Here is a 24,651-nt window from a genome sequence, read left to right as displayed (position 1 = left end):
TTCAATCTCTGAAATGTTTATATGGAAATGTCTCTTTCAACCAAATCAAAATTTCATTGTTATGAATTATGTTGTAGGTCCTAGTAAGCATTGTAGAATCTTCTTTGAATATCTTTTTAAGCTCAGGTTCTTGTGCCTCATAATAAACAGATTTAATTTCTCTACGAGATTCAATATTGTGTTTCCGGAGTATCCTACCAATTGGCATGTCTGCCCTTATTAAATCCTCTTTAAATTCATTTTCAAGTCTGTCAACAGCTATAAGTGAAATTGCATAGATTAATGGCTCTTGAGTTTCGATAACAACAACCCTATAATTTACTGTGTCTCCAACTTCAATATTTAGTAATTGAGCCATTTTAGAATCTGCTTCTATAAATTTCTGTTCCAGTGTTTCTATCCTAACATGGCCCCGTATTACATCGAGTATGGTTGTTACAGAACCATCTGTGGTTAAAAGTATTTTCTGGGCGTTTGAAAGTTTTCCCACTTCTTTTTCAATTTTTAGGATACCATCAAGAATATTTTGTTCCATTTTAACCTCTAGGATCTTTAATTTCGCCGTAAATTGCTGAAGCAGCCACAACAGCAGGATTTGCTAAGAAAACTTCAGATTCAGGGTCACCCATTCTTCCTAAGAAGTTTCTATTGGTAGTTGCTATACATACTTCCTTCGATCCAAGAACACCCATATGACCTCCAAGACACGGCCCGCATCCAGGGTTACATATTATTGCTCCAGAATCCATAAAAGTATCTATGAGACCATTATGAAGAGCTTGTCTGTAGATTTCAGCTGATGCAGGTATTATAATAAGTCTTACATCTTCATGTACCTTTTTTCCCTTAAGTACTTCTCCAGCTTGTACCAAATCTTCTAAACGACCATTTGTACATGAGCCTATAAACGCCTGATTAATTGTTTTGCCCTCAACTTTGGAAATATTGTCAACATTGTCAACATTGTGTGGACAGGCGATTTGTGGTTCCATATCGTCTACTTGAAATTCATATTCTTTTTCGTAGACATAGTCCTTATCAGATTTTACTACATCAAATGATTTAACGTTTCTATCCTGTAAATACTGTAGAGTCGCTTTGTTAGGCTCCATTATACCATTCTTTGCGCCGCTCTCAATTGCCATGTTGCATATGGTCATTCTACCAGATACATCCATTTGTTCGATTGTACTTCCCTGAAATTCTAGTGTCTTGTAAGTTGCACCAAATGTGCCTATTTCCCCGATTATATTGAGTATAACATCTTTAGCTGTGACATATTTGCCTAATTTACCTTCAACATTGATTTTAAAAGCTTCAGGTACTCGAAACCATGTTTTACCCGTTGCAAAAACAAATGCCATATCAGTTGCACCCATTCCAGTTGCAAATGCTCCAAAAGCACCGTGTGTACATGTGTGTGAATCAGCACCCACAACTATGGAACCTGGTTTTATAAATCCAAATTCTGGAAGTACTTGATGGCATATCCCTTCCCCATGATTAAAATATTTTTTTATACCCTGTTCTCTGGCAAACTTTCTTGTGACTTTATGAAATTCTGCTGATCCAATAGTATTTGGAGGTACAGTATGATCGCAGATTATAACAATTTTGTTAGGATCCCACACTTTATCGGAAATTTTTTTGAAAGTGTTAATGGTGGGTGGAGATGTTCCATCGTGTGACATTGCCAGATCAACCTCAACCTCAATTATTTCACCAGGATTGACTGTTTTCTTATTTGCTCCCTTTGCAAGAATTTTTTCGGTTATGTTCATAGTGATTAATCCTTTAGAAGTTTTTAAAACATTATTGAAAAATATGTATATTAAGATTATTTTTGATAAGAATGTTTAATAACCTCTTATAATTTAATTAAAGTTCAAAAGGCCCCCTAACTGACCGAACAATGGTGTTAAATATTTCATCATTGATGTATTTACCTTCTTCCCTCTTATTTTTAACTTGTTCAACAATTTTACAAAGTTCATCCTTAGTAACATCTATCCCACACTCATTAAGCTTCGCTCTGACAGCTCTGCAGCCTGAATGTTTTCCAAGAACAATTCTACGTTGATGTCCTATTAATTCTGGTAAAAATGGTTCATAGGTTAAAGGTTCTTCAATAACAGCATCAACATGTATTCCTGACTCGTGGCGGAATATATTTTTGCCAACTATGGGTTTGTTGTATGGTATCTTCATATGGGTTAGTGATTCAACGAGTTTTGAAAGTTCATAGAATTTGCTAATATCAAAATCCAAATCAACACCATATATGATTTTTAAAGACATGATCAATTCTTCTAATGAAGTATTCCCTGCCCTCTCACCAATTCCGTTTACAGTTGTTGAAACTGCATTTGCACCTGCCAGTAACCCTGCTATTGAATTAGAAAGAGCCATTCCAAAGTCGTTATGACAATGAAGTGCAATATCCGCTTTGATTGTAGACCTTACTTCCTTTACAAGATAATCCATCCCATATGGACTAATGGCTCCTACAGTATCTGCAATATGAACTCTATCTACACCAAAATCATCTGCTCGTTTGTATATTTTTTTCAAAAAATCAAGATCTGTTCTGGTTGCATCTTCAGCAGAGAAAGCAACAAATAATCCATGATCCTTAGCATGTTCAATTGAATTCATACAAACATTCAGTATTTCTTCCCGACTCATCTTTATTTTGTGTTTCAAATGTAGATCCGATGTTCCCATGAAGGTTATAACACCATCGACATCGCAGTCAATAGCAGTGTCAATGTCTGATTTTTTAGTACGTGACAGACAAAGTATCTTTGCGTTTAAACCTTCTTTAACAATAGCTTGAACAGATCTCTTTTCTTCATTGGATACCACAGGAAATCCTGCTTCAATTTGATGTATTCCAACTTCATCAAGCTTCTTAGCAATTTTAAGCTTTTCTGGAGTTCTTAAACACACACCAGGAGTTTGTTCACCATCTCTTAATGTTGTATCATATACGGTTATCTCTTCTGGAAACTTTATTTTTGCTTCTTTATTGAACGGGCTTACCAAGTATTTCACAAATTCCCACCTTACTCTGTTTAATTATTTAAAAGAAAACATTGTCTCTAATTGATTTTAGGGAAATATTCGATGGTATCAAGTTTCATCAGATTTATACCCATATAACAAAATTAATATTTATTCCCTATTGTTGAAGAGTATTTTCTTCTATTAATCTTTATCATTATTTTAACATTGATTATTTGTTAAATGTTTTTAGATCATTAAGCTTAAATAGATTTACTTTTCCGTTAATCATAACTTAATAATATAAAAATAAGTTAATCATAAAAAAGAGTTTTATTCTGTTCGTATTCAATAAATATTATATGTTTTTTAGTTTAAAAGAAAATATTGTAAAATAAGTTATTGATGGTTTAAGAATTGTTTATTATCATTTTTGAAAATTTATAGTTCCATAAGTTCTAGATATGATCTTCTCTCAAATCCCTCTTCTATGCCTAGTTTTTTATATGTTTCAAATATTTTCTTAAGTGGAATACTTGTATCCTCATTTTCTTGGGCTTCAATTTCGATTTCAATAAATGTCCCAACTTTGTATACTGTGTCTAGTGTAATTATAAACTCATCCAAATGGTAAATATCTCTATCTTTTTTTACTGTTGCAGCACTTCTAAAATCAAGATTTTCTAGTATCAAACCCATATTTTCAGCATCAAATACTTCAACTTCAATTTCTTTACGAGTTTTACTCACATCATCCATTTTAGCGCCTTTATATGTAAGTATAACCTTATTTTCTCCATTTTCAGGAATTTCTCTAATTCTCAATGCTTCATCAGTTTCAACGAAGTCTTTATGTGGAGCATTATAATAAACATCTCTTTGATGCTCATTTTTTATTTTGATAGCACCGATTTTAATTAAATTCTTTTTAACATCTATAAAATCCTTAACACTTGCCTTGACTTCTACTTCTATCAAAATTAATACCTCCAAAAGGGAATAATATCTTGTAACAAACAGTATTTATTTAACCCACCCTTCGCTGTATTGAATTCTTTATATAATATCTTGAATTTTCTATCTGATCAAGATAGTCGTCTATAGTATTTTCAACAACATCATAAGTAGCAATTGTAAGGTTTCTCTCCTTTGTCAGCATCTTTTTTTCTTGAACTATTTTAGAAACTGATTTCTTCCGGCCAAAAAGTCCAGATTTTTTATTGGCAGATTTATCAACTTCTTGCAATTTAGCCATATAATCTAGTCTGATTCTTCGTATATCTGTACGAACATTGTATCTGATCTTTTTTAGAATCTTTTCAATCTCATTTAATTTATTTAAAGTATCCATTGCATTGTCAATGGTTGAAACATCAATTTCCATGCCTTCGATGCCTAAATCTAATAATTGTTTACGGTATTTTTTAGGGCCTATCATAATTTCACACCATTAAACCAAAAAAACCTTTAAAACTTATGCAATAGTGTTAAAAATTGCAATAAATATATTTTAGTATACTAATTTTTTATTTGAATGTTATTTTATATATACATATAATTTTTTTTTCTGCACTTTACAGGCTTTATTGAACTTATATTCTTACTATTCATTATATTATTCAACTTTTTAATGTTCAATTTGTTCTATATAGTAATTTTTACCAGATTAACAATAACTTTCATTTTCAAACAATTTAATAATAACCAATTTAATAATAAATATTAATTGTTATTTTCTAAGAATAAAAACTAATAGATCATTATATTCAAAATTTCTGACTTTAATCAAATTTCATAAATATGCTTAGTTATGATTATTCAAATGAACAATAATGGGAATGATATACAAAAAAATCTCACAGTCCAAAATTCTTGGAATTTATACTCGAGGCTATATTTCCTATGAAAGATCACATATTAATTTAAAGAAATCTATTTGAGATCAAAAATTTCATTTAAAAGTATTGAAAAACAATATATAAGTACTGAAATTGTGGCAAAAAAAGCATCTTTATATAAGTTGAATTATTAATTAACAATTTATAGAATATTAAACTAAATTCTGATTATAAATTAAATACATCTGGAGGAAATTTAATGACAACTGTAGAAATTAAAGTTGAAAACATCGTGGCGTCTGCCGCGCTTGGAAAGTCGCTAGACCTTCCACAAGTTGCTCCTGCCCTGGAAGGAGTCGAATATAACTCAGAACAATTTCCAGGATTGGTTTACAAACTAAAGGAACCAAAAACAGCAGCACTCATATTCGGATCAGGTAAACTGGTTTGTACAGGTGCGAAATCAATAGAAGACTCAAAAAAAGCTATACACATAGCTGTTGATAAAATGAGAGCTCTTGATACAGAAATCCCCCATGAATTTGAAATTAAAGTCCAAAATATAGTTGCTTCAGCAAACCTCGGAAAAACATTAAACTTGGAATCAGTTGCTCTGGATCTTGAAAACACTGAATACGAACCAGAACAATTCCCAGGATTGGTTTACAGACTTGACGACCCAAAAGTTGTTTTACTTTTATTCGGCTCAGGGAAAGTAGTCTGTACCGGCGCAAAAACTAATGCAGATGCTCAACTCGGTGTAGAGAAAACAAAAGAACGACTAGCTGAACTGGATTTGATATAATTTTAACCTTTACTCGATTTAACTCGGTGATCTTTTGATTAAACTCATAGCATTCGATCTTGATAACGTTCTTATTGATGGGGAAGCCATAGATGAAATAGGCAAATTAATGGACGTTGAAGCAGAAATCTCAGAGATAACTAAAAAAGCAATGGAAGGCGATCTAGATTTTGAAACTGCTCTCAAAGAGAGAGTTGCACTATTAAAAGGTGCTTCAGTTGAAGATATTAAAGATGTCGTTTCAAAAATTCCCTTCATGGAAGGGGCAGAAGAAACTATTGCAGAACTCAAAAAAAGAGGATATAAAATCGCAACCATAACCGGTAGTTTTGAAATCATCGCCAATCGGATGAAAGATGACCTAGGTTTGGATTACGCATTTTCAAATGTTCTCCATGAAAAAGAGGGAAAATTAACAGGAGAAGTCAGCGGCCCACTAGTAAAAGGCTCAAAGGCAGAAGTCCTGAAGGAGATAATGGAAATGGAAAAAATAAAAGCAGAAGAATCTGCAGCAGTAGGAGACGGTGCAAACGATGTGTCAATGCTTGAAGAAGCAGGTTTAGGAATAGCATTCAATGCAAAACCAGTTTTAAAAGAAAAAGCAGATGTTGTTGTTGAAAAAAGAGATTTAAGAGAAGTTCTTGAAGTATTCAATAAAGAAGAAAAAGAAAACGAAACCTCAGATGAAACAACCCTAGATGAAAAGGCTGAAGACACAGCACCAGAAGAAACAATAGCAGAAACTAAAAAAGAAGAAACCACAATAGAAAAAGTTGAAGAACCTGCAAAGGAAGAAACACCAGCAGAAACCAAAGAACCTGCAAAGGAAGAAACACCAGCAGAAACCAAAGAACCTGCAAAGGAAGAAACACCAGCAGAAACCAAAGAACCTGTTGAGGAAGAAGCAGAGAGCACAGAAAAAACAACCAAAGAACCATCAGAAGCATCTAAAAAGGAATCACCAGCCAAAAAATCATCTCCAGATGTAAAAGCTGAAGTGAAATCTGAACCTAATCCTGATGCCGGGAAAAGCTTTGGTGAACTACTCTCAAACAAAAAAGATCTCGAAAAGAGACTTAAAGTGCTTACAAAAGAACGTGACGACTTAAATGAAAATGCACGTGAATTCAAAAAGGTAAGAGACGAATTAAACGCCAGTATTAAAGAAAATCTGGACAAAGCTCTCAAATACAGGGATGAACGTGACAAGATCAACCAAGAAGTCCGTAAGTATAAGAAACTTCGGGACGAAACCAATCAGGAACTGAAAAAGATGGAATATGCCTCTGGAAGAAGGGACATACTTAAAATTCAGGGTGAGATTGATAAACTAGAGAAAACAATAGAAACCAAAGTTCTTGACATGAGAAAAGAGAACGAACTAGTTAAAAAGGTTCAAGATCTAAGTAAAACTCTTTCAGAGATGAAAGAAGATGAAAAGGTTCAGACCGAAGCAGTTGCACTTAAAGAGGTTTCAGAAGCTCATCATGCTAAGGTTGTTGAATTTTCTGACAAAGCTCAGGAAACACATGAAAGCATGCTTGAATACTTCAAAAACATTGATGAAGTAAGAGCAAAGGCAGATCTTGCACATAATCAGTTCATAGAAACTCGTGAAACAGCCTCCGCAAAACATGAAGAGGTAAAAGCTGTTCTTAATGAAATTAGAAGGAAAAATAAAGGTCTTGACAAAGTCAAAGCCAAAGAACGGAATATGGAAAGCGAGAAAAGTAAAAAGAAAAACATGGCTGAAAAGGAAATTGCAAGGGACATATACGAGAAATTCAAAGAGGGTAAAAAACTCTCAACTGAAGAACTCAGGCTCCTACAGAAGCATAATATTGTTTGATCATTCAATCAAACACTTCTAAATTTTTTTTATATTACTTTTTTGAATTTTTTTAATCTTGTATTCATTTAATGGACAAAATTCAAAGTTATTAATATTTGATTATTTAAAGAGGTAACTGAATTCACTTTGCTGGAGAAAATTATTCATGGAACAAGCACAGACAGCCAGTTCAATTAGGATTGCAGCATTGTTAGTGGCAACTTTAGCCAACTTTTTAACACCATTTATGAGTTCAGCAGTTAACATTGCCCTTCCAGCTATAGGGTCAGAATTTGCTACAAGTGCAATCCTATTAAGTTGGGTTCCAACTTCATTTTTATTAGCAGCAGCCATGTTTGCCGTTCCATTCGGCAGAATATCAGACATTTATGGCATGAAAAAAATATTCAGCTATGGAATAATCATATTCACCGTAGCTTCGTTTCTGTCTGCGGTTGCACCATCAACTGAATCTCTGATCATATTCAGGATACTTCAGGGAATTGGTGGAGCTATGATATTTGTTACAGGTCTTGCAATCATAACTTCGGTCTATCCCCCACAGGAAAGAGGTAAAGCCATAGGAATAAACATAGCAACTGTTTATATAGCCCTATCCCTTGGACCAGTTCTAGGAGGGATAATGACCCAATATTTTGGATGGAGAAGTTTATTCTATGCAATGATCCCGCTCGGTATTTTGATTCTCATTTTGACTTATTGGAAATTAAATGATGAATGGGCAGAATGTAAAGGAGAAAAATTCGATATTAAAGGTTCTATATTTTATAGTATAGTGCTTGTAATGGTTATGTACGGATTTTCAACACTCCCCCATATAACAGGAATTATACTGGTTATAGGTGGAATTATAGGATTTATTGGATTTTTAATGTATGAGTTGAAGCTTGAGAGCCCAGTACTTAATGTTAAATTGTTTAAGAATAGAACATTTGCATTTTCAAATCTAGCTGCTCTAATTAACTACAGTGCAACCTTTGCAGTAACATTTCTTTTAAGCCTGTACTTACAGTACATTAAGGCATTGGATCCATTATCTGCAGGTTTAATATTAGTTGCACAGCCAGTTATGATGGCAATATTTGCACCTATAGCTGGAAGACTTTCGGACAAGTTCGTTCCACAAAAATTAGCCGCTTTAGGGATGGTATTATCAACTATTGGTCTTTTCTTGTTTGCTTTTATCAATGCACAAACAAGTATAGCATTTATTACTGTTGGTCTGATAATTATTGGAACGGGATTTGGATTTTTCTCATCACCAAACACCAATGCAATTATGGGTTCTGTTGAAAGAAAGTTTTATGGAGTTGCATCTGCCATGGTAAGTACAATGCGACTTTTAGGTCAAACATTCAGTATGGGACTTGCACTAATGGTGTTTGCAATATTCATTGGAAATGTTCAAATCACAACTTTACAGTATCCTGCACTGCTTAATAGTATACATATAGTCTTCTTAATCTGTACTGTTTTATGTTTTATTGGTATTTTTGCAGCTCTAATAAAACAAAAAACTAAATAATCCATTTAAATAATGTTCTATCCAAATACAGTGAACTACCCCTCCCTTTCGGAAGGAGCTTCTTCCTTCATTAAATCCACTAATGTGGTTTTTTTCAGAGAAGCTTTAATTTCCGTAGTTCCTACGATACTGATTAGATTAAGTGTAGTATGCTTGGTTATCGCATACGATACTATTAATTATTGTTAAACTATTATTTATATATAGGGTTGGATTCATCCCCACCCTCACACAGGGGGTATTCTCCAACATTAAGATAAAATTATTGAATAAAAAAAAAATTATTGCAAGAATTCATTTATATTAATTTTTACCTTTAGTAAATCAAATTGAATATTTTAGTTATTGTAAGGAATTGTGAAGTGCATAATAGTACCTTCTCCAGGTTCAGATTCTGCCCATATCTGTCCTCCATGCTGTTGAACAATTTTTTGTGCAATTGCAAGTCCAATTCCTGTTCCTTCATATTCTTCTCTGGTATGGAGTCGTTGAAAAATAGTAAAGATTCGTTCCAAATGTTTCGTAGAGATTCCAATACCATTATCCTTAAATGAGAATATGAACTGATTCATCTCATTATTAACTGATATTTGAATTACAGGATTTTCTTTACTTCGATACTTAATGGAATTACTAATAAGGTTTTGGAACAGTTGAACCAGTAATTGTTCATCACCGGATAAAGTAGGTAATTTATTAGCAATTATTTCCGCATTACTATCGTCAATGGCTAATTTTAAATTTAAATTAGTCCGTTCTAACACTTCATTAAGATCTACATCGTTAAATTTTCTCTTTTTATTGGCCACTCTAGAATACTCTAAAAGATCTTTAATCATTGAATCTAAACGTTTAGCTCCATCAACAGCAAATTCTATGAATTCATTAGCATCTGCATCTAACTGTTCATTGTACCTTCTTTCCAGTAGTTGAAGGAAACTTGAAATCATACGCAGAGGTTCTCTAAGATCATGGGAGGCTACATATGCAAACTGTTGTAACTCTTTATTAGATTGTTCTAGTTCTTTTGTTCGTTCTTTAACTTTATCTTCAAGATTTGACTTATAATTTTGAAGTTCACTTTCAATTTTTTTACGTTCAATAGAATACCTTATAGAACGTTTTAAAAGCTTGTTATCTATTTCTTTTTTAATTAAGTAATCTTGAGCACCAATTTTAACCGCAAATATACCTATTTCTTCATTGTTTAACCCAGTTAATACGATTATAGGAGTTTTTGTGGAAATTTTATGAACATCTATTAATGTATCAATTCCATCACTATCTGGTAATCCCAAGTCCAAAAGAATAACATCAAAGAAATGATCTTTTAGAAGAACCAGACCTTCTTTAAGAGTTTCAACTACTTCTAAAAGGTATACTCCTTCAGACTCTTCTAACATTTCCTCTATTAAACCCGCATCTCCTAGATTATCCTCAAAAAGCAATATTTCAATTGGTTTATTATTGGAGTTATACATGAATTTACCCTTTAATATTCTTTAGAATTTGGTAGTTTAACAACTTCCAACCAAAAGTCTTCAATAGATTTAACTACTTTTATAAACTGGTCAAAGTCAACTGGTTTAGTTATGTATGAATTGGCATGAAGATCATAGGATTTGATAATATCTTCCTCTGCCTTTGATGTTGTTAAAACAACGACTGGAATCGATTTAAGTTTGTTGTTTGTTTTTATTTCTTCAAGTACTTCTCGACCATCTTTTCCCGGCAAGTTTAGATCCAAGAGGATTAAATCGGGTGTAGGGGCATTAACAAATTTTTTTTCTTTATTTAAAAACTGCATTGCCTCTTCACCATCTTCTGCAACATGGATAATATTTCTAATTCTTGCATCTTCAAATACTTCTTCAACTAATCCTACATCTCCTTCATTATCTTCAACTAAAAGAATTTCTATCGGGTTTGTATCCATATCATCATACTCCTTTCATTAATCATCCCAATTATTTACTGTAAAATAAAAAATGGAACCTTTACCTGGCTCAGATTCTACCCATATTTGGCCTCCATGTCTTTCAATAATCTTTTTACATATGGAAAGACCTATTCCAATACCAGGGTAATCCTTTTTTTTGTGAAGTCTTTTGAAAACATCAAAGATTCTGTCTGAATGTTTAGGGTCAATTCCAATTCCATTATCCTTCACTCCAAATAACCAGTCATTTTTTCTTTTTTCAACAGATATTTTAATATCTGGTTGAGATTCACTTCTGAATTTCAATGCATTACTGATTAAATTTTGAAATACTTGAGTTATTTGTGTTTTATCTGCCATAATGGTGGGTAAAGGATCGTGCGATATCAATGCATTATTCTCTTTAATTGAGACTTCTAGATTGGACTGTACCTGTGTGAATATTGATTCAAGATCTGTTGGTTTAAATTCTTGTGCATGTGTTGTTACGCGTGAAAACTCTAAAAGATCATCTATTAGTTTTTGCATACACGTTGCACCATCAACTGAAAATCGTATATATTTATCTGCTTTTGAATCCAGATTACCTTTATATTTCCGTTCTAAAAGTTGTAAGTAACTCGCTATCATTCTCAAAGGTTCTTGTAGATCATGAGAAGATACATAAGCAAACTGTTCCAGTTCAGCATTTGAACGAGTTAACTCATCTAATTTTAATTTCAATATTTTTTCAGCTTCTTTAAGTTCAGTTATGTCACGTGCAGATGCAAAAACATCAATAACATTATTAGAATCGTCCCTATATACAGATGCATTATAAAGAACTGGTGTGATATGTCCATTTTTGTGTTTGATTTCTAATGCATAATCTCGGACACTACCTTCTTTGAACACCTTTTGGTATCCTTCCCTTGCCTTTTTAGGTTCAGTGAAATAATCCAAGAAGTCTGTGCCAATAAGTTCATGTCTTGAATAACCTGTAACTTTCTCTGTAGCCCTATTAACATCGGTAATATTACCCTCAGCCCCAATTGTAACTAATGGATCCAAACTGGCCTCAATTAAACTACGATTATATAGGCTGGCAAATCTGAGTTCATCTTGAACTTTTTTAAGTTTGGAGATGTCACGTGCCGCTGCGAAAACTCCAATAACATCCCCTGATTCATCCCTGTATACCGATGCATTGTAAAGTACAGGTATGATATTTCCATCTTTATTATGGACCTCTAGAGGATAGTCCCTAACAAAACCATCACGAAATACTTGCAGATAACCTTTTTTTGCCTTTTCAGGTTCAGTAAAATAATCAGAAAAATCAGTACCTATAAGATCCTGCCTCAAATAACCTGTAACTTTCTCTGTAGCATTATTAACATCAGTAATCTTCCCTTCTCTACCAATTGTTACTAATGGATCCAAACTAGCCTCAATTAAACTACGATTATAAACATTGGATTTTTTCAATTATTTCCCCCACCAATCTTTATGCAAATTAGTGATAATCAATAATATATTGATTTTTGGACTTCTACTCAATAAAAAAATTAAAAAAAATTTGGAGTAAGAGTAACAAAGTATAATGGTAATATTGGATTAAGCACATAAAAATTTATTTATTTAAAATATGGACTAAAGTATTAAGTCAAAAACGAATTGAATAAAAATAAAATTTGTAAAGAGATATATATGTGGGCATTTTCATAAATTTGGACTTTAAATATCAGTTCAGTTTTGAATTTGTTTTATATCCAATTTTATCTTGGGATTAACTTATATTTCAAATATTAATAGGAAATTTCATTAATTATGATTAATATCTGTTTTTAGAACTAAAAAGCCTAATACTATTTGGATATTGGATTATTAAAAAAAGATGATGAATAAAAATAATTAATAATTTTTAATTGCCCTATAAAATTGGAATTAAGTATAAGCCGGAAAATATTAGAAATCAGATACTTTTGATTCGCCATCTTCTTTAATTACCCTTAAAATATTGTCTGCAGCATCTTCCAAGTCTGAATCATGAGTTACAATTATCATTTGAGGAATTATGGACATTCTCTTCAATAAATCTATTAGCTCTTGACGTCTGTATGCATCTAGATGTATGGTGGGCTCATCAAGCATAATCAACTCTAGATTACCTCCAGATAGTGTTTGGGTAATTCCAAGCCTTAATGCTAGGGCAACAGCAATTTTTTCACCGCCACTTATCATGTCTAAATTACTTTCTCCTGCAGGGCCATACACAGTTACATCATAATCATTGTCAAGTTTTATATCAGAATATTCAAAGTTGAACTTTTCAAAGAACTCCCTTGTATTCTGTTCAATGAGAGGTCTTGAAATATTTCTGAGATCTTTTTGAACTCCATCTTTACTGTAAATGTCGCGTATATAATTTAAAAGTTTGATAAAGTCTTTAAGTTTTTTAACTTCATTTTGATAGCTTTTGTATGACACTAATTTATTTTGAAGGTCTGTTAATACAGTTACTATCCCACTTTCCTTTCCAATTAACTCCTGTTTTTTGCCTTTTAAATCTATTAATTCTTGATTTTTAGACTCCTTATCCTGAATTAATTTATTATAGAATAACTTATCAAATGATATCTTTTCTATTTGTAGTTTAAGATCTTGGATTTGTAATTCAAGTTCATTTACACTATTTTGAACTTGTTTCATTCTGTTTAATGAAGATTCTTTCAATGCTACTGCACCTAAAAGATGTTGATATTTATCTTTTGTTCCTTCTAGTTCTTTTATTTCATCTTCCAGATTTTCTATGCTTTCTCCAGTAACTTCAATTAAATTGCTGATCTGCTCTTTAATGGAGAATATATTCTCTTGTATCTCTTTCAGATCATTTTTTTGTATTTCATAATCCCCCAAGGATTTCAATGAACCATTTGCACTTAAATATTCTTCATATTTAGGTTTCAACTCTTTTAAAGCTTCTTTTTTCTCATGAATTTTTTCATCTATCTGATTTAACGTTAAAACTTGAATTTCCAATTCTTTTATGTTATCATTTAACAATTTTATATCGTGTTGACCTTCTTCTAAAGTTCCAAGCTGTTCTTTTAATACATCTATATTAATTAAAGAGATATCAGAATATTTATTCGCCATAACTAGCTTATCTTTTGATAAAACTTCAACTGCACTGTTTAAACGGGATATTTTATTTTTATTTGATTCTATTTTTGAAGAGTAATCTTGAATTAATTCATCTCGTTTAACAGAGTCAATTGGTGACTTACAAATCGGACATTTTTCTTTTACGTATTCTAATTCAGAAATTGGTTTTTTAAGGTCTTGATTTTGAGTTTTTAGATTAGATATTTCCTCTTTAAATTTGTTTATTTTAATGTCAAGCTCTTCAATTAGTTTCTCAATAACAGGTTTTTCAGATTTAATATACGATTCAAATTCTTCAATTAAACTAAAATTTGTTCCAAGGGTTTTGTTGCTTTCTTTTAAAATTTTTACTATTTTATCATGGGATCTTCCCATTTTTTCAATAGTTTGTTGCTTCCTATTCAAGTTCTGTTCAAGCAAAGCCCTTGATCCTTCAAAACTTGTTCTTTCTTTTTCTATTTTGTTAATTTGATCCTCTAAATCAGAATAATCTAAATAATATTTCTCATTTTTTTCTATTTGATCTTTGAAAAAGTGGATCTTTTCAAGTATGTTATTTATTTGAGTTTCATCTCTCTGAGTTCTTCTTAAATCTTCCAATGCATCTCTAAGCTTTATTAATAGTTCAAGTTTTGGTAATTTAGGTAGTATGGCTTCAATTTCATTTTCATTATTTTTAATATCATTTAATTGTATTTTAAGATGAGATTCATCTTCCTTTAAATTTTCTAAAATCTGTTTTTTTGATTCCAAAGTAGATTTTGTAGCATCAAATACTGTTTTATCATTATCCAGTTTTTCTTTCTCTTTAGTGATTAAATCCAATTGAGATTGGGATTCTTCTATTTTGGAGGATAGTTCATGAATGTCTTTATTTATTTGTAATTTTTCAGCATTTTTGAGGTTTATTTCATTTTTTAAACCATCTAATGTTTCCAATTTACCTTCTAATTTTATTTTTTTCATTTCATAGTTATTAACTAAAGGCAGCATATTTTTCCATGCTTTTTCTAGAGATTCTAGACCTAAAAGTTTTCCAATGACTTGTTTCTTTTCAGCAGGAGTTTTATCCACAAGATTAGCAATTTCTCCCTGTCTAACGTAGACAGCATTAAGAAATAAATCGCCATCCATCTCAAGAATGCTTTGAATCTCTCTTGTAACCTGGTTATCGCCAGAAGCCAGTTGATGAAAACTTTGACCTTCTTTGATCATTATATTGGCTTTTGAGGAGGTTTTACTGCGTTCTCTAGTAACACTGTATTTTCTACCATTTGATGTGAATTCAAGTTTCACAAACATCTTGTTCTTATTGTTGCCAATTGTAATGAGCTGGTCTATTTTTTTACTTGAATGCTGTTTGAAAAGTGCAAAGCTTACAGCTTCGAGAATACTGGATTTTCCTGCTCCATTTCCTCCCATTATTATGGAAATTCCTGTGTTAAAATCTATTTGGGTGTCTGTATGTGATTTGAAATTCTTCATGTGTATACTTTCAATTATCATTGAGTCCCTCGTAGAAATTTTTGGTCATGTCCTTTGCTTTGTCAAAGTCTCCCTCTGACATTTCTTTAAGTAATCCTGTTGCTAGATCAGATACTTTTTCATCGTTAAAATCTTTTAAATGTTCTTTTATCATTCTTTTTATGTTTAGGGCATCCTTCTCCATATTGGCAATATTCAAATTTTCGTCAAGTATATCTGGGACGTATTTCGACCTCACTGAAAGGCATTTGTTTGAAAACGCTTGGTTGATAATTTCATAGACTTCAGATCTGCTGAAGTTTCCACCTGTAACTATTATATTTAGTACTGGTTTTTCTTTTAATTTCCTTATAATCTCATTGATACGGGCTATTTCTTCTCGTAGCTGAGTGTATTGTATTGTTTCTTTTAGAAACTCACGTGACAATTTAATGTCTATCTTTTCAATTTCAGGTAAATCTCCACCAATATCTACCAAATAAAAACCTTTACCATTCTTTTTATATCCCTCAACTTCATTTGATCGCCATATTTCAGTTGAACCGGGATATGCGAGTTTTCCTTCACCAAAATCATCAACTATTCTCTCGTGAATATGTCCAAAGGCACAGTAGTTGAAGCCCTGTGGAACTTCTCCTATTTTAATTTCATATTCATAAGGCATGTAACGGTCTATTCCCTGATGGAGTACCAGTATAGTTTTTTTAAAGTCACAGGATGCTTTTTCAATAGTTTGAAGCCGTTCAACTAGATGTTTTGAAGTATATTTAGATGAGTAGGGCGCCCCTCCTATAAACACATCTTTTTCTATAAAAAATGGATTTTTTGGACTGATTATCTTTAAGCCAAAATCTTTGAATAATATTTGGGGAGGAATAGCATTTTTTTTCATTACAACATCATGATTACCTGCTATTGCATACATTGGAATTTTTTCATTTTTTAACCTTGAAATACCATTTTGTGCAGTTAACAATGCTTTGGTTGGAGGTCTTGAATATTCGAAGAGATCCCCTGAATGTATAATAAAGTCGGGTCTTTCATTTACAACCTCATCGATTGCATGATTAAATACATTAAGAAAATCATTTTCACGTTCTGATAATCCGTACTGTCTGTAACCAAGATGAGTATCCGCCATATGAACGAACTGCATCAATAATCTCCCCCTAGTTCTTCATATTCCTGTTTTTGCTGTTTCAGGGTTTTTTTTTCTTTTTTTGCAGATTTTGACCATTCCTCTACTATGTTGAGATCTCCGCCGGTTATTTTTCCCTTGAATTCATCTATCTTTACTAATGTGGGTATTTTAGTCATGAGCCCTAAAACTATGGCTTCTCCAATGTTCAATGAAGGTAACTGTGCTATGAGGTCATCACTTAGATTTTCACTGGCCCGTTGAACATGGTTTTGATCTGTGGGCTCAACTAACCTAAGTATTATCATATTATTTGCCTGTGATAGAGCATCTGAATCCAAGGACTTTGGACTCTGACTTACCATACACAGTCCAACAGAAAATTTACGTCCCTCTCTTGCAATTCTACTTATCCAAAGTTTTGATTCTGTGGTCCTGTTTTGGGGGGCTAAAATATGTGCTTCTTCCAATATAAGGAAGATTGGAAAACCTAATCCAGTTCCTGTTCTCAAAAATTCTTTTCTGCTCTTTAAAACTGTTCTTAATATGTGACTTACAACTACATCCGATGCAAATTCATCAACTGAACCAAGATCCAGTATGTTTGCTTTACCCACCTTTAAATTATCAATAATATCGCTGGCTTCTAAGCTTAATATGTTACCATATTTATCCTGCATATGCTCAACTTTGTTTAAAACATCTGTTATTGATTTTCTATCAGATGCATTGGATGATTTACCTTCAGATTCATCTGATTCTTCTAAAAGCCATGATTCAAGTCTATTGATAATAAGTCCTATAAAATCCTTCCCATATACCGAACCTTTGGAAAGATCCTTCTGAGCAAGTCTATAAGCCTTTCTAAAGTATCTTTCTTGTACATAGGCATTTGAAGGTATGTTTGAAAGTTTTTTTATCTCTCCAAATGACATGTAAATCGGATTTATTAATGGCTTTATTATATTAACTCTACCTTCTCCAAACTCTGTATTCACATATTCGGAGTGCATGTCAAAAATTAAAACGCTTCCATTAACCTTTAAAAGACCATCAACAAGCACTGATACGGTGTTAGATTTACCTGCTCCCGTCATTGCCAGAACTGCAAGATGTCGGGAAACCATTTTGTTTATATCAATCTCAACTGATACTTGATCCTGTGTAATAAGATTTCCAAGCTTTAAACCATAATTTCCCACCTGGAATATTTCACTTAAAACCGCAGAATCTGCTGCTTTTATTTCTGTTCCAGGTGGTGCAGGTGTTCTTGGAATTCTAAGATCGTTGTCAATATCTCCCAGTATTCTAACCTTACCCTTTATGTAATGGTCGTCACCCTCGATCATTCTTATTTTTTCTATGGTTTTAGGGTCATATATCTCATTATTTATTGATACGCTCCCTCTTACAAGGGCTTCTATCATTCCCAGTACATTTTTTCCGTCGTATTCCAACGAAACATACTCCCCCACTTTGGGCATTTCTTTGGAGATGAAACTCACATCAACTAGGGATGTTTCTCCTATACACCTTCCTATAACTCCATCAGTATCATCATTCATAACATCTCCCTCCCGCTTTTCTCCATGAATCCTATGATTTTTGAAAGCCTCTCCAGATCAACTTTTCTTATGACAACATCATTATGAGCCTTTTTAAGAAGCAAAGGATATCCTTCTGCACTCTTACTTTTAATAATCTTTAGAATATCTTTTATTTTATCTTCAGTTGCATAATATGGAAGTTCAAATTTCAGAATATTTTTATGATCCTCAAGTCTTGCATAGAATATTGTAAAGGTTAAACTTCGGAAGAAATCATTTTTAATGGGAAATTCTCTTTTAACCTGTGTAGAAATACTGATATGTTTAGGTGTAGAATATCCCTCTTTTCTACTGTATCTGTCAAATATTGCCATATCTGGTATCTCAGATTCGAAATATTCATTACTGGTTGAAGTTTTGGATATCGCAACTACCGACCCTTCATTTTTTATTAGTTCGCTTATCACTGTTAGATTTTCAAGATTCTCCAGATAGATCATTGCTTCTGTTTTTTTCTCAAAATCTCCAATTATTTCATCAAATTTAGAAGAAGTTATTCCAACTATTGAATGTTCTGATTCCTTTTTCAACTCTTTTTCGAGTCCAGGTAGACATCTAATTTTAATTTCTTCTTTTACATCATTAGTAATTTTTTTTTCCAATGGAAATGGTCTTATTAGGTTTCCGAGAATAGATCCATCAAAAAGAAAAACATCAATATCATGTTTTTCAAATGCATTCAAAGCATTTTTAATCTCAAATATACCCATATAACTCCTCAAACGATCATCAACATAATGATGGTGTGGTATTATATCTATTTCAGAACTTTCAATAATCTGAAGCTTTTTGTTGTATATCAAACATTCGGCATCGATTACATAAAAAATAAAGCCCATAAAATTCTTTTTGTTGATACTCCCATCACCAGCACATATTGTTACTACCCTGTTATCTTCCTTTAATCGATAGTTTCTCCAGAATTCCGATGGATCAAATTTAGGATCATCAAAATCACTTTTGATACGTGCGTTTATGTTATTTTTCTTTACAAGAGCCTTTTCATAGAGAGAATCTATCATTATGAGAACCATCCATCATTTTAATTCTAAAGTAAAACATTATCAATACTACATAAGTTTTAGGGATATTTATTTTTATTAGAGACAATTCAATTTAAAAAAAAAGTGATATGTTGAAAGAAATTATGAGTTTTCATTTTTTTCAAGAATTCTTCAAATGAACCTTAAAGATCAACAAATCATTCTGTCTTGTAATAATATCTAATTTTAATACATATCTAACTGAGGTAGTGGTTTTTTACTTATCTGGAAGTTTTACTTGCAGATATACTTAAGATTTTTTTTATCAATACAAATCATATGTATATAATTTGAACATTAGGGTGTTAAATCTATGGAATTCACAAAAAATCCCACATCGGAAACTCTTTAATATATTGTTACCATACCATTCTTAGTATGCTTCACATAACACGTAAGGAAAATATAGTTTTAAACCAGATAAAATACTATCAGAATGAATACAAGAATGGTATTCCATATAGGATACTTAAATTAGAACTTGATTTATCTGAAATGGATCTTAAAGATATCTTGATGATGCTGGATAGTAAGAATATCATATCTTACCAGGATGGAACAGTTAAACTTCTTGAAACAGGCAACATTAATGTATGGGAATCAAAAGAAGCTGTTAAGAAAGAAGAACTTAATCAGACAGAAGAAAAAGCATTTGAAATCATCAAAGAAGTGGCAGGAGAATCTGGGCTGATATCAAAAACTCTTCTTGAGGGCCATATGCTCTATGGTGGACTAAAACTCACAAGCCTAAAAACCTACAGCCTTATCATAGCATTGGAAAATAAAGGGCTGATAAAGAAAATACAACTTCATGATGGCGAGTATTACACACTAAACTTTTAATATTCTCCATTTTATTATTTTAAAAACGTATAAATATTTAATATCATAAAAACGAATTTTATAATTTTTATTTGAATCAAAATATGTCAATATAAGTGTTTTCATCTGATTGTAGTTGTGTTATATAGGGTTTTATATCTTTGATTGTTGAGTTCGTATAAGTGCCATCATAAAGTTAAGCTTTGCTCAATTATACATGAAGTTAATGTAATTACATTTAAAATTACATGAGCTATTTTGATTTAAATTGGTACCTATTCATAATGAGATTTCTAGTGGAAATATTCATGAATTGAAAATTTTATTAGAATAACTAATTTTAAGGGAAGTTAATAATGGGAATTTATTAAATTGGGGCTTATACATATAAAAAAATTTTAAATATGTTTACTTTGGTGCACCATCAATACAGAAATATTCTATTGGTTCGGTATTAGCTAAATTATTGTCCAACCACACATTGCATTGTGTACATTTACACAATTCCATGCTTGAAAGGTCGGTACATGTAGCCTTTCCAAATGAACAGTAAACAAGTGAAAGTTCTTCTTCTGGTTTAATAATATCTTTAATATCACCTTCTTGCTTCAATTTCTCATTTATAATATCCAGTTTATCCTTAGAACATTTGCTGTCAGTTTGAACTGGACATGTTTTGCACAGACATTTGCTAATGTTTTCTTCGTTTATTTCAACTTTTCCCAATTTTTCATCCCCCTGAATTAATATTATTATGTCCAAATTTCTATATAAAATTATTGAAAAGGCAATATAAAGGTTAAAAATCTAAAATTAATTAAAAAACTTGTTATAACCGACTTAAGTGTATATATATCCACATCAAGAGTTATAGGAGCATTTAAATATTGTTAAATCAAATAATAAAATTCGAAATCTATTTGAATTATTGAATTCAATATATAATCAAGAAAAAATTTTAAGCAAAAAAAATTAATTTAAAAGAAATGTAATTTTGGTGATGTAATTTGATTATTAAAATACGCCCCCAATCTCCATATAACTTTGAATTAAGCGCAATTATATTTTCTGATGGAGATCCTCAAATTCAGAAATATGAAAACGGGATTTATTGGCAGGTAATCAATATAAATGAGCATTTATTCCTGATCGAGGTACAATCATTGGGATCTGTTGATGAACCAGAATTATCTGTAAATATAAAACCGGATAATGAACTGAGTAAAGGAGATATGGAACTTGTTAGAGATGAAGTAATCTCGATTTTCAATCTAGACTCCAACCTCAAAGATTTTTATGATTATATAAAGAATGAAAATGTATTGTCAAAGCTTATTTTAAAGCTTAAAGGTCTCAACAGCCCTACCACACCCACATTCTTTGAGGCCATTGTTACATCAATAATCGAACAGCAGATATCATTAAAGGCAGCACGCAGTATCGAAACAAAGATGGTAAAAAAATATGGAGAAAAACTAAAAATAGAAACCAAAACTTACTACTTATTTCCAACGCCTGAAACAATTTCTAAATTAAAAAAAGAAGATCTAAGAGACGTAGGCTTGAGTTTCAGAAAGGCAGAATATGTAATTGGATTATCAAAGAATATTAAAGAAGGTAAAATAGATTTAAATAGTTTAAAAACTCAAGAAACTTCAGAAATTATCCAACAACTCATGAAAATACGCGGAATTGGAGTCTGGACAGCAGAACTTGCTGTAATTAGGGGATTGCATAGAATGGTTGCGCTGCCTGCTGATGATATCGGACTTAGAAGGGTTGTATCACATTATTATACAGATGGAAAACCAATTACAAGCCATCAACTAAGAACAATTGCTAAAAATTGGGGTAACTGGAGTGGTCTTGTAGTTTTCTATTTGATAATTGCAGATTTAATGTCAATTAAAATATAATTTGGATAGATACTTTTTTTTATAGGGATTACCCATACTTTCAAATATGATTCTTATAGTTGGTGGCGCCGGATATATAGGTGCACACATTAACAAACAGCTTAATAATAATGGATATGAAACCATTGTTTTCGATAATTTGAGTTATGGTCATGAAGATTTTGTTAAATGGGGAATATTTGAACGTGGAGATCTTGGAAATATCAATGAAATACGGAAGATATTCCAAAAATATCCAATAACTGCTGTAATGCAGTTTGCTGCATTCACCTATGTTGGTGAATCAGTTGAAGACCCCCAGAAATATTATATAAACAATGTTTGCAATACTCTAAACCTAATTAAGGTAATGCTAGAATTTGATGTAAAAACACTGGTGTTTTCATCTACCTGTGCAACCTATGGAAATCCCATTGAAATTCCAATCACAGAAACTCATCCACAAAATCCTATAAGTCCATATGGATATGGAAAATTGATGGTTGAAACTATTTTATCAGATTATAGCAATGCATACAATTTAAGATATGTTTCTTTGAGATATTTCAATGCTGCAGGTGCAGATCCTGATTCTGAGATAGGTGAACTTCATAATCCTGAAACCCATCTGATACCGTTGATATTAGATGCAGCAAGTGGAAAAAGGAGTGATATTAAGATATTTGGTACAGATTATGATACTCCTGATGGTACATGTGTAAGAGATTACATACACGTGACAGATTTAGCTGATGCCCATTTAAAAGCTCTCCAGTACCTCGAGAATGGAGGTAAAAGTGATTATTTTAATCTTGGAAATGGTAATGGATTTTCTGTATTGGAAGTCATAGAAAAAGCTAGGGAAATTACAGGAAAAGAAATAATTGCAGTTGAAGATAAAAGAAGGCATGGAGATCCACCAATTCTTATTGGAAGCTCGGATAAAGTTCGCAATATATTAAAATGGGAACCAAAATACCATGATCTTTCCCAGATTGTAGAAACTGCATGGAAATGGCATGAAAAAATATCAAATAAATTTTAACTAGAATTTTTTAACCAATCTTAACTAATTTTTATTGCATAATCTACCAAGATTAAGTCCAATAATAGTAAAAAAAGAAAAAATGAGATTATGCTTCTTTTATATCAATTTATTAGTATAAATAGTCAAATGGAAAGATTTTAAGGTAGTTATTTCACAATTTCCGTCATATAACTCCTTAAATCTTCTCCTACCTCTGGATCCTCCAATGCAAATTCAATTGAGCTCTTAAGCCATTCAACTGTATTTCCAATATCATATATTTTACCATCAAATACATGGCCATATATCTTCTCAAGTGATTTCATTGCATCAGTGAGTTGTATTTCTCCTCCAACACCAGGAGTTAGATTTTCTATATGATCGAATATTTCTGATGTCAAAATATATCTACCTGTAATTGCAAGATTTGAGGGAGCATCACGCAGTTTTGGCTTCTCAACTAGATCTTCTATTTCATATAAAGATTCAGAAACTTTATTTCCTTTAATTATTCCATATCTTTCTATCTTTTCATCCGGAACCTTCTCTATGGCTATTGTAGATGATCCATACTGGTTATAGATGTCCATAAGCTGCTTTGTACATGGTACACTTGATCTTCCTATAGTATCACCTAATAAAACAGCAAATGCATCACCATCAACATGTTTTTTTGCACATAAAATGGCATCTCCAAGTCCCCTTTGTTTTTTCTGTCTAACATAATAAATATCTGCCATTTCTGATATGGTTTCTATTTCATGGAGATAGTCCATTTTACCACAGTTTCTAAGGAAATATTCAAGTTCAAAAGATTTATCAAAGTGATCTTCGATTGATCTCTTTCCTTTACCAGTTACTATTAAAATATCGTCAATGCCCGAAGCAACTGCTTCTTCAACAACATACTGAATGGTTGGTTTATTGAAGACAGGTAACATCTCCTTAGGTTGTGCTTTAGTGGCCGGTAAAAATCTCGTACCGAGCCCTGCAGCAGGTATTACAGCTTTCATATTGAATCACCACTAATTTTTGATTTAAGTTATATTAAAACATCATTATAAAGACCTATTTATTCTATATATTAATTAATAATTAAATTAAGCAGATCAATGGTATAATTTAATAGGAATGGAATATATAAAATTTTTGAGAATTTAATGGTTTTGGAATGATAGAATGATTAAAAACCAAAATCTATTGGTGATCCCCTACTAGAGAAGCCTGGTTGTTGGAAATATTAAGGCACGACAAAGATCTTTTTATAAAATTTGACCAGACAAACTTTACAACCGCTATCATGTCTCAAATGCATTGTATTGTAATATATACATATAAATCTTCAACTTACGGTCCAAATAAATGAATTTTTATTTAAGATAAAATTCATGCAAATCAAATCATTATGTATCAGAAATAAACATTGGTATCGATACTGCTTTGCGTTAACGTGCCAACTAACTTAAAACTATGATAACCTGATATTAAATATCCGAGATTGGTACTTATAAAATACTCCAAGATG

At 31.9% G+C, this 24,651-nt stretch carries 20 protein-coding genes; 6 read left to right on the top strand and 14 right to left on the bottom strand.

Annotation, left to right across the window (positions count from 1 at the left end; genetic code table 11):
• Position 1: 1 nt before the first annotated feature.
• The 5 genes from DL91_RS02045 to DL91_RS02025 form a co-directional block, all read right to left on the bottom strand.
• Positions 2 to 535: a chorismate lyase gene (locus DL91_RS02045; RefSeq protein WP_048190035.1), complete on the bottom strand. Its 534-nt coding sequence runs from the start codon at positions 533 to 535 to the stop codon at positions 2 to 4.
• A gap of 1 nt (position 536) precedes the next feature.
• A complete protein-coding gene (gene hacA / locus DL91_RS02040) occupies positions 537 to 1,781 on the bottom strand; it encodes a homoaconitase large subunit (protein WP_048190034.1) in 1,245 nt (414 codons plus the stop codon).
• Positions 1,782 to 1,878: 97 nt separating this feature from the next.
• A complete protein-coding gene (locus DL91_RS02035) occupies positions 1,879 to 3,054 on the bottom strand; it encodes a homocitrate synthase family protein (RefSeq protein WP_048190033.1) in 1,176 nt (391 codons plus the stop codon).
• Between the two features lie 390 nt (positions 3,055 to 3,444).
• Complete coding sequence (gene cyaB / locus DL91_RS02030; RefSeq protein WP_048190032.1) at positions 3,445 to 3,981, bottom strand: class IV adenylate cyclase; 537 nt, start codon at positions 3,979 to 3,981, stop codon at positions 3,445 to 3,447.
• Positions 3,982 to 4,030: 49 nt separating this feature from the next.
• Positions 4,031 to 4,441 carry a hypothetical protein gene (locus DL91_RS02025; RefSeq protein WP_048190031.1) on the bottom strand — a complete coding sequence of 137 codons (411 nt, stop codon included), beginning with the start codon at positions 4,439 to 4,441 and terminating at the stop codon, positions 4,031 to 4,033.
• Positions 4,442 to 5,100: 659 nt separating this feature from the next.
• On the opposite strand from DL91_RS02025, the gene DL91_RS02020 reads away from it, so the two are divergent.
• The 3 genes from DL91_RS02020 to DL91_RS02010 all read left to right on the top strand — a co-directional run bounded on the left by DL91_RS02020 (position 5,101) and on the right by DL91_RS02010 (position 9,023).
• Entirely contained in the window at positions 5,101 to 5,646 is a 546-nt protein-coding gene (locus DL91_RS02020) for a TATA-box-binding protein (RefSeq protein ID WP_048190030.1), read from the top strand.
• 34 nt (positions 5,647 to 5,680) lie between these two features.
• Positions 5,681 to 7,495, top strand: coding sequence for a phosphoserine phosphatase SerB (gene serB, locus DL91_RS02015; RefSeq protein ID WP_048190029.1), 1,815 nt, complete (start codon positions 5,681 to 5,683; stop codon positions 7,493 to 7,495).
• A gap of 148 nt (positions 7,496 to 7,643) precedes the next feature.
• Positions 7,644 to 9,023, top strand: coding sequence for an MFS transporter (locus DL91_RS02010; protein WP_048190028.1), 1,380 nt, complete (start codon positions 7,644 to 7,646; stop codon positions 9,021 to 9,023).
• A gap of 338 nt (positions 9,024 to 9,361) precedes the next feature.
• Here the strand turns inward: DL91_RS02010 and DL91_RS02005 are convergent, their stop codons facing one another.
• From DL91_RS02005 to DL91_RS01975, 7 genes are all read right to left on the bottom strand, one after another.
• The gene (locus tag DL91_RS02005) at positions 9,362 to 10,504 is read right to left on the bottom strand and encodes an ATP-binding protein (RefSeq protein ID WP_048190027.1); all 1,143 of its coding nucleotides are present in this window, start codon (positions 10,502 to 10,504) and stop codon (positions 9,362 to 9,364) included.
• An 11-nt stretch (positions 10,505 to 10,515) separates the two neighbouring features.
• Complete coding sequence (locus tag DL91_RS02000; protein ID WP_048190026.1) at positions 10,516 to 10,959, bottom strand: response regulator; 444 nt, start codon at positions 10,957 to 10,959, stop codon at positions 10,516 to 10,518.
• An 18-nt stretch (positions 10,960 to 10,977) separates the two neighbouring features.
• Positions 10,978 to 12,429 carry a PAS domain-containing sensor histidine kinase gene (locus DL91_RS01995; RefSeq protein ID WP_052374022.1) on the bottom strand — a complete coding sequence of 484 codons (1,452 nt, stop codon included), beginning with the start codon at positions 12,427 to 12,429 and terminating at the stop codon, positions 10,978 to 10,980.
• A 480-nt stretch (positions 12,430 to 12,909) separates the two neighbouring features.
• Positions 12,910 to 15,615, bottom strand: a complete 2,706-nt coding sequence (locus DL91_RS01990; RefSeq protein ID WP_048190025.1) for an AAA family ATPase — start codon at positions 15,613 to 15,615, stop codon at positions 12,910 to 12,912.
• Positions 15,605 to 16,750, bottom strand: coding sequence for a DNA repair exonuclease (locus DL91_RS01985; protein WP_048190024.1), 1,146 nt, complete (start codon positions 16,748 to 16,750; stop codon positions 15,605 to 15,607). Before DL91_RS01985 ends, DL91_RS01990 begins: the two co-directional genes overlap by 11 nt.
• A complete protein-coding gene (locus DL91_RS01980) occupies positions 16,750 to 18,297 on the bottom strand; it encodes an ATP-binding protein (RefSeq protein ID WP_048190023.1) in 1,548 nt (515 codons plus the stop codon). The genes DL91_RS01985 and DL91_RS01980 overlap by 1 nt, the downstream gene beginning before the upstream one ends.
• A complete protein-coding gene (locus DL91_RS01975) occupies positions 18,294 to 19,361 on the bottom strand; it encodes a DNA double-strand break repair nuclease NurA (protein ID WP_048190022.1) in 1,068 nt (355 codons plus the stop codon). The genes DL91_RS01980 and DL91_RS01975 overlap by 4 nt, the downstream gene beginning before the upstream one ends.
• A gap of 399 nt (positions 19,362 to 19,760) precedes the next feature.
• Here DL91_RS01975 and DL91_RS01970 point away from each other — a divergent pair, with 399 nt between their 5' ends.
• Positions 19,761 to 20,225, top strand: coding sequence for a hypothetical protein (locus DL91_RS01970; protein ID WP_048190021.1), 465 nt, complete (start codon positions 19,761 to 19,763; stop codon positions 20,223 to 20,225).
• Positions 20,226 to 20,612: 387 nt separating this feature from the next.
• Here DL91_RS01970 and DL91_RS01965 read toward each other — a convergent pair whose 3' ends face one another.
• The gene (locus DL91_RS01965) at positions 20,613 to 20,930 is read right to left on the bottom strand and encodes a DUF2769 domain-containing protein (protein WP_052374019.1); all 318 of its coding nucleotides are present in this window, start codon (positions 20,928 to 20,930) and stop codon (positions 20,613 to 20,615) included.
• 281 nt (positions 20,931 to 21,211) lie between these two features.
• On the opposite strand from DL91_RS01965, the gene DL91_RS01960 reads away from it, so the two are divergent.
• Both DL91_RS01960 and galE read left to right on the top strand, forming a co-directional pair.
• Positions 21,212 to 22,120 (top strand): DNA-3-methyladenine glycosylase, encoded by a 909-nt coding sequence (locus DL91_RS01960; protein WP_048190019.1) that lies wholly within the window; start codon positions 21,212 to 21,214, stop codon positions 22,118 to 22,120.
• A gap of 46 nt (positions 22,121 to 22,166) precedes the next feature.
• Positions 22,167 to 23,144 carry a UDP-glucose 4-epimerase GalE gene (gene galE / locus DL91_RS01955; RefSeq protein ID WP_048190018.1) on the top strand — a complete coding sequence of 326 codons (978 nt, stop codon included), beginning with the start codon at positions 22,167 to 22,169 and terminating at the stop codon, positions 23,142 to 23,144.
• Positions 23,145 to 23,293: 149 nt separating this feature from the next.
• Here the strand turns inward: galE and galU are convergent, their stop codons facing one another.
• Complete coding sequence (galU, locus tag DL91_RS01950; RefSeq protein WP_048190017.1) at positions 23,294 to 24,139, bottom strand: UTP--glucose-1-phosphate uridylyltransferase GalU; 846 nt, start codon at positions 24,137 to 24,139, stop codon at positions 23,294 to 23,296.
• Between the last annotated feature and the right edge of the window lie 512 nt (positions 24,140 to 24,651).

The sequence above is a fragment of the Methanobacterium sp. SMA-27 genome (genome assembly GCF_000744455.1).
Classification (GTDB): domain Archaea; phylum Methanobacteriota; class Methanobacteria; order Methanobacteriales; family Methanobacteriaceae; genus Methanobacterium_B.
This window is presented reverse-complemented; position numbering and strand designations above follow the sequence as displayed.

What these genes read in the sequence shown, in the direction of transcription:
- DL91_RS02010 (WP_048190028.1), top strand. Translation starts at nt 7,644, where the DNA reads ATGGAACAAGCACAGACAGCCAGTTCAATTAGGATTGCAGCATTGTTA.
- DL91_RS02025 (WP_048190031.1), bottom strand. Translation starts at nt 4,441, where the DNA reads ATGATAGGCCCTAAAAAATACCGTAAACAATTATTAGATTTAGGCATC.
- hacA (WP_048190034.1), bottom strand. Translation starts at nt 1,781, where the DNA reads ATGAACATAACCGAAAAAATTCTTGCAAAGGGAGCAAATAAGAAAACA.
- DL91_RS01970 (WP_048190021.1), top strand. Translation starts at nt 19,761, where the DNA reads ATGCTTCACATAACACGTAAGGAAAATATAGTTTTAAACCAGATAAAA.
- DL91_RS02020 (WP_048190030.1), top strand. Translation starts at nt 5,101, where the DNA reads ATGACAACTGTAGAAATTAAAGTTGAAAACATCGTGGCGTCTGCCGCG.
- DL91_RS01985 (WP_048190024.1), bottom strand. Translation starts at nt 16,750, where the DNA reads ATGCAGTTCGTTCATATGGCGGATACTCATCTTGGTTACAGACAGTAC.
- DL91_RS02045 (WP_048190035.1), bottom strand. Translation starts at nt 535, where the DNA reads ATGGAACAAAATATTCTTGATGGTATCCTAAAAATTGAAAAAGAAGTG.
- DL91_RS01975 (WP_048190022.1), bottom strand. Translation starts at nt 19,361, where the DNA reads ATGATAGATTCTCTCTATGAAAAGGCTCTTGTAAAGAAAAATAACATA.
- DL91_RS02005 (WP_048190027.1), bottom strand. Translation starts at nt 10,504, where the DNA reads ATGTATAACTCCAATAATAAACCAATTGAAATATTGCTTTTTGAGGAT.
- galU (WP_048190017.1), bottom strand. Translation starts at nt 24,139, where the DNA reads ATGAAAGCTGTAATACCTGCTGCAGGGCTCGGTACGAGATTTTTACCG.
- DL91_RS02000 (WP_048190026.1), bottom strand. Translation starts at nt 10,959, where the DNA reads ATGGATACAAACCCGATAGAAATTCTTTTAGTTGAAGATAATGAAGGA.
- galE (WP_048190018.1), top strand. Translation starts at nt 22,167, where the DNA reads ATGATTCTTATAGTTGGTGGCGCCGGATATATAGGTGCACACATTAAC.
- DL91_RS01990 (WP_048190025.1), bottom strand. Translation starts at nt 15,615, where the DNA reads ATGATAATTGAAAGTATACACATGAAGAATTTCAAATCACATACAGAC.
- DL91_RS01980 (WP_048190023.1), bottom strand. Translation starts at nt 18,297, where the DNA reads ATGAATGATGATACTGATGGAGTTATAGGAAGGTGTATAGGAGAAACA.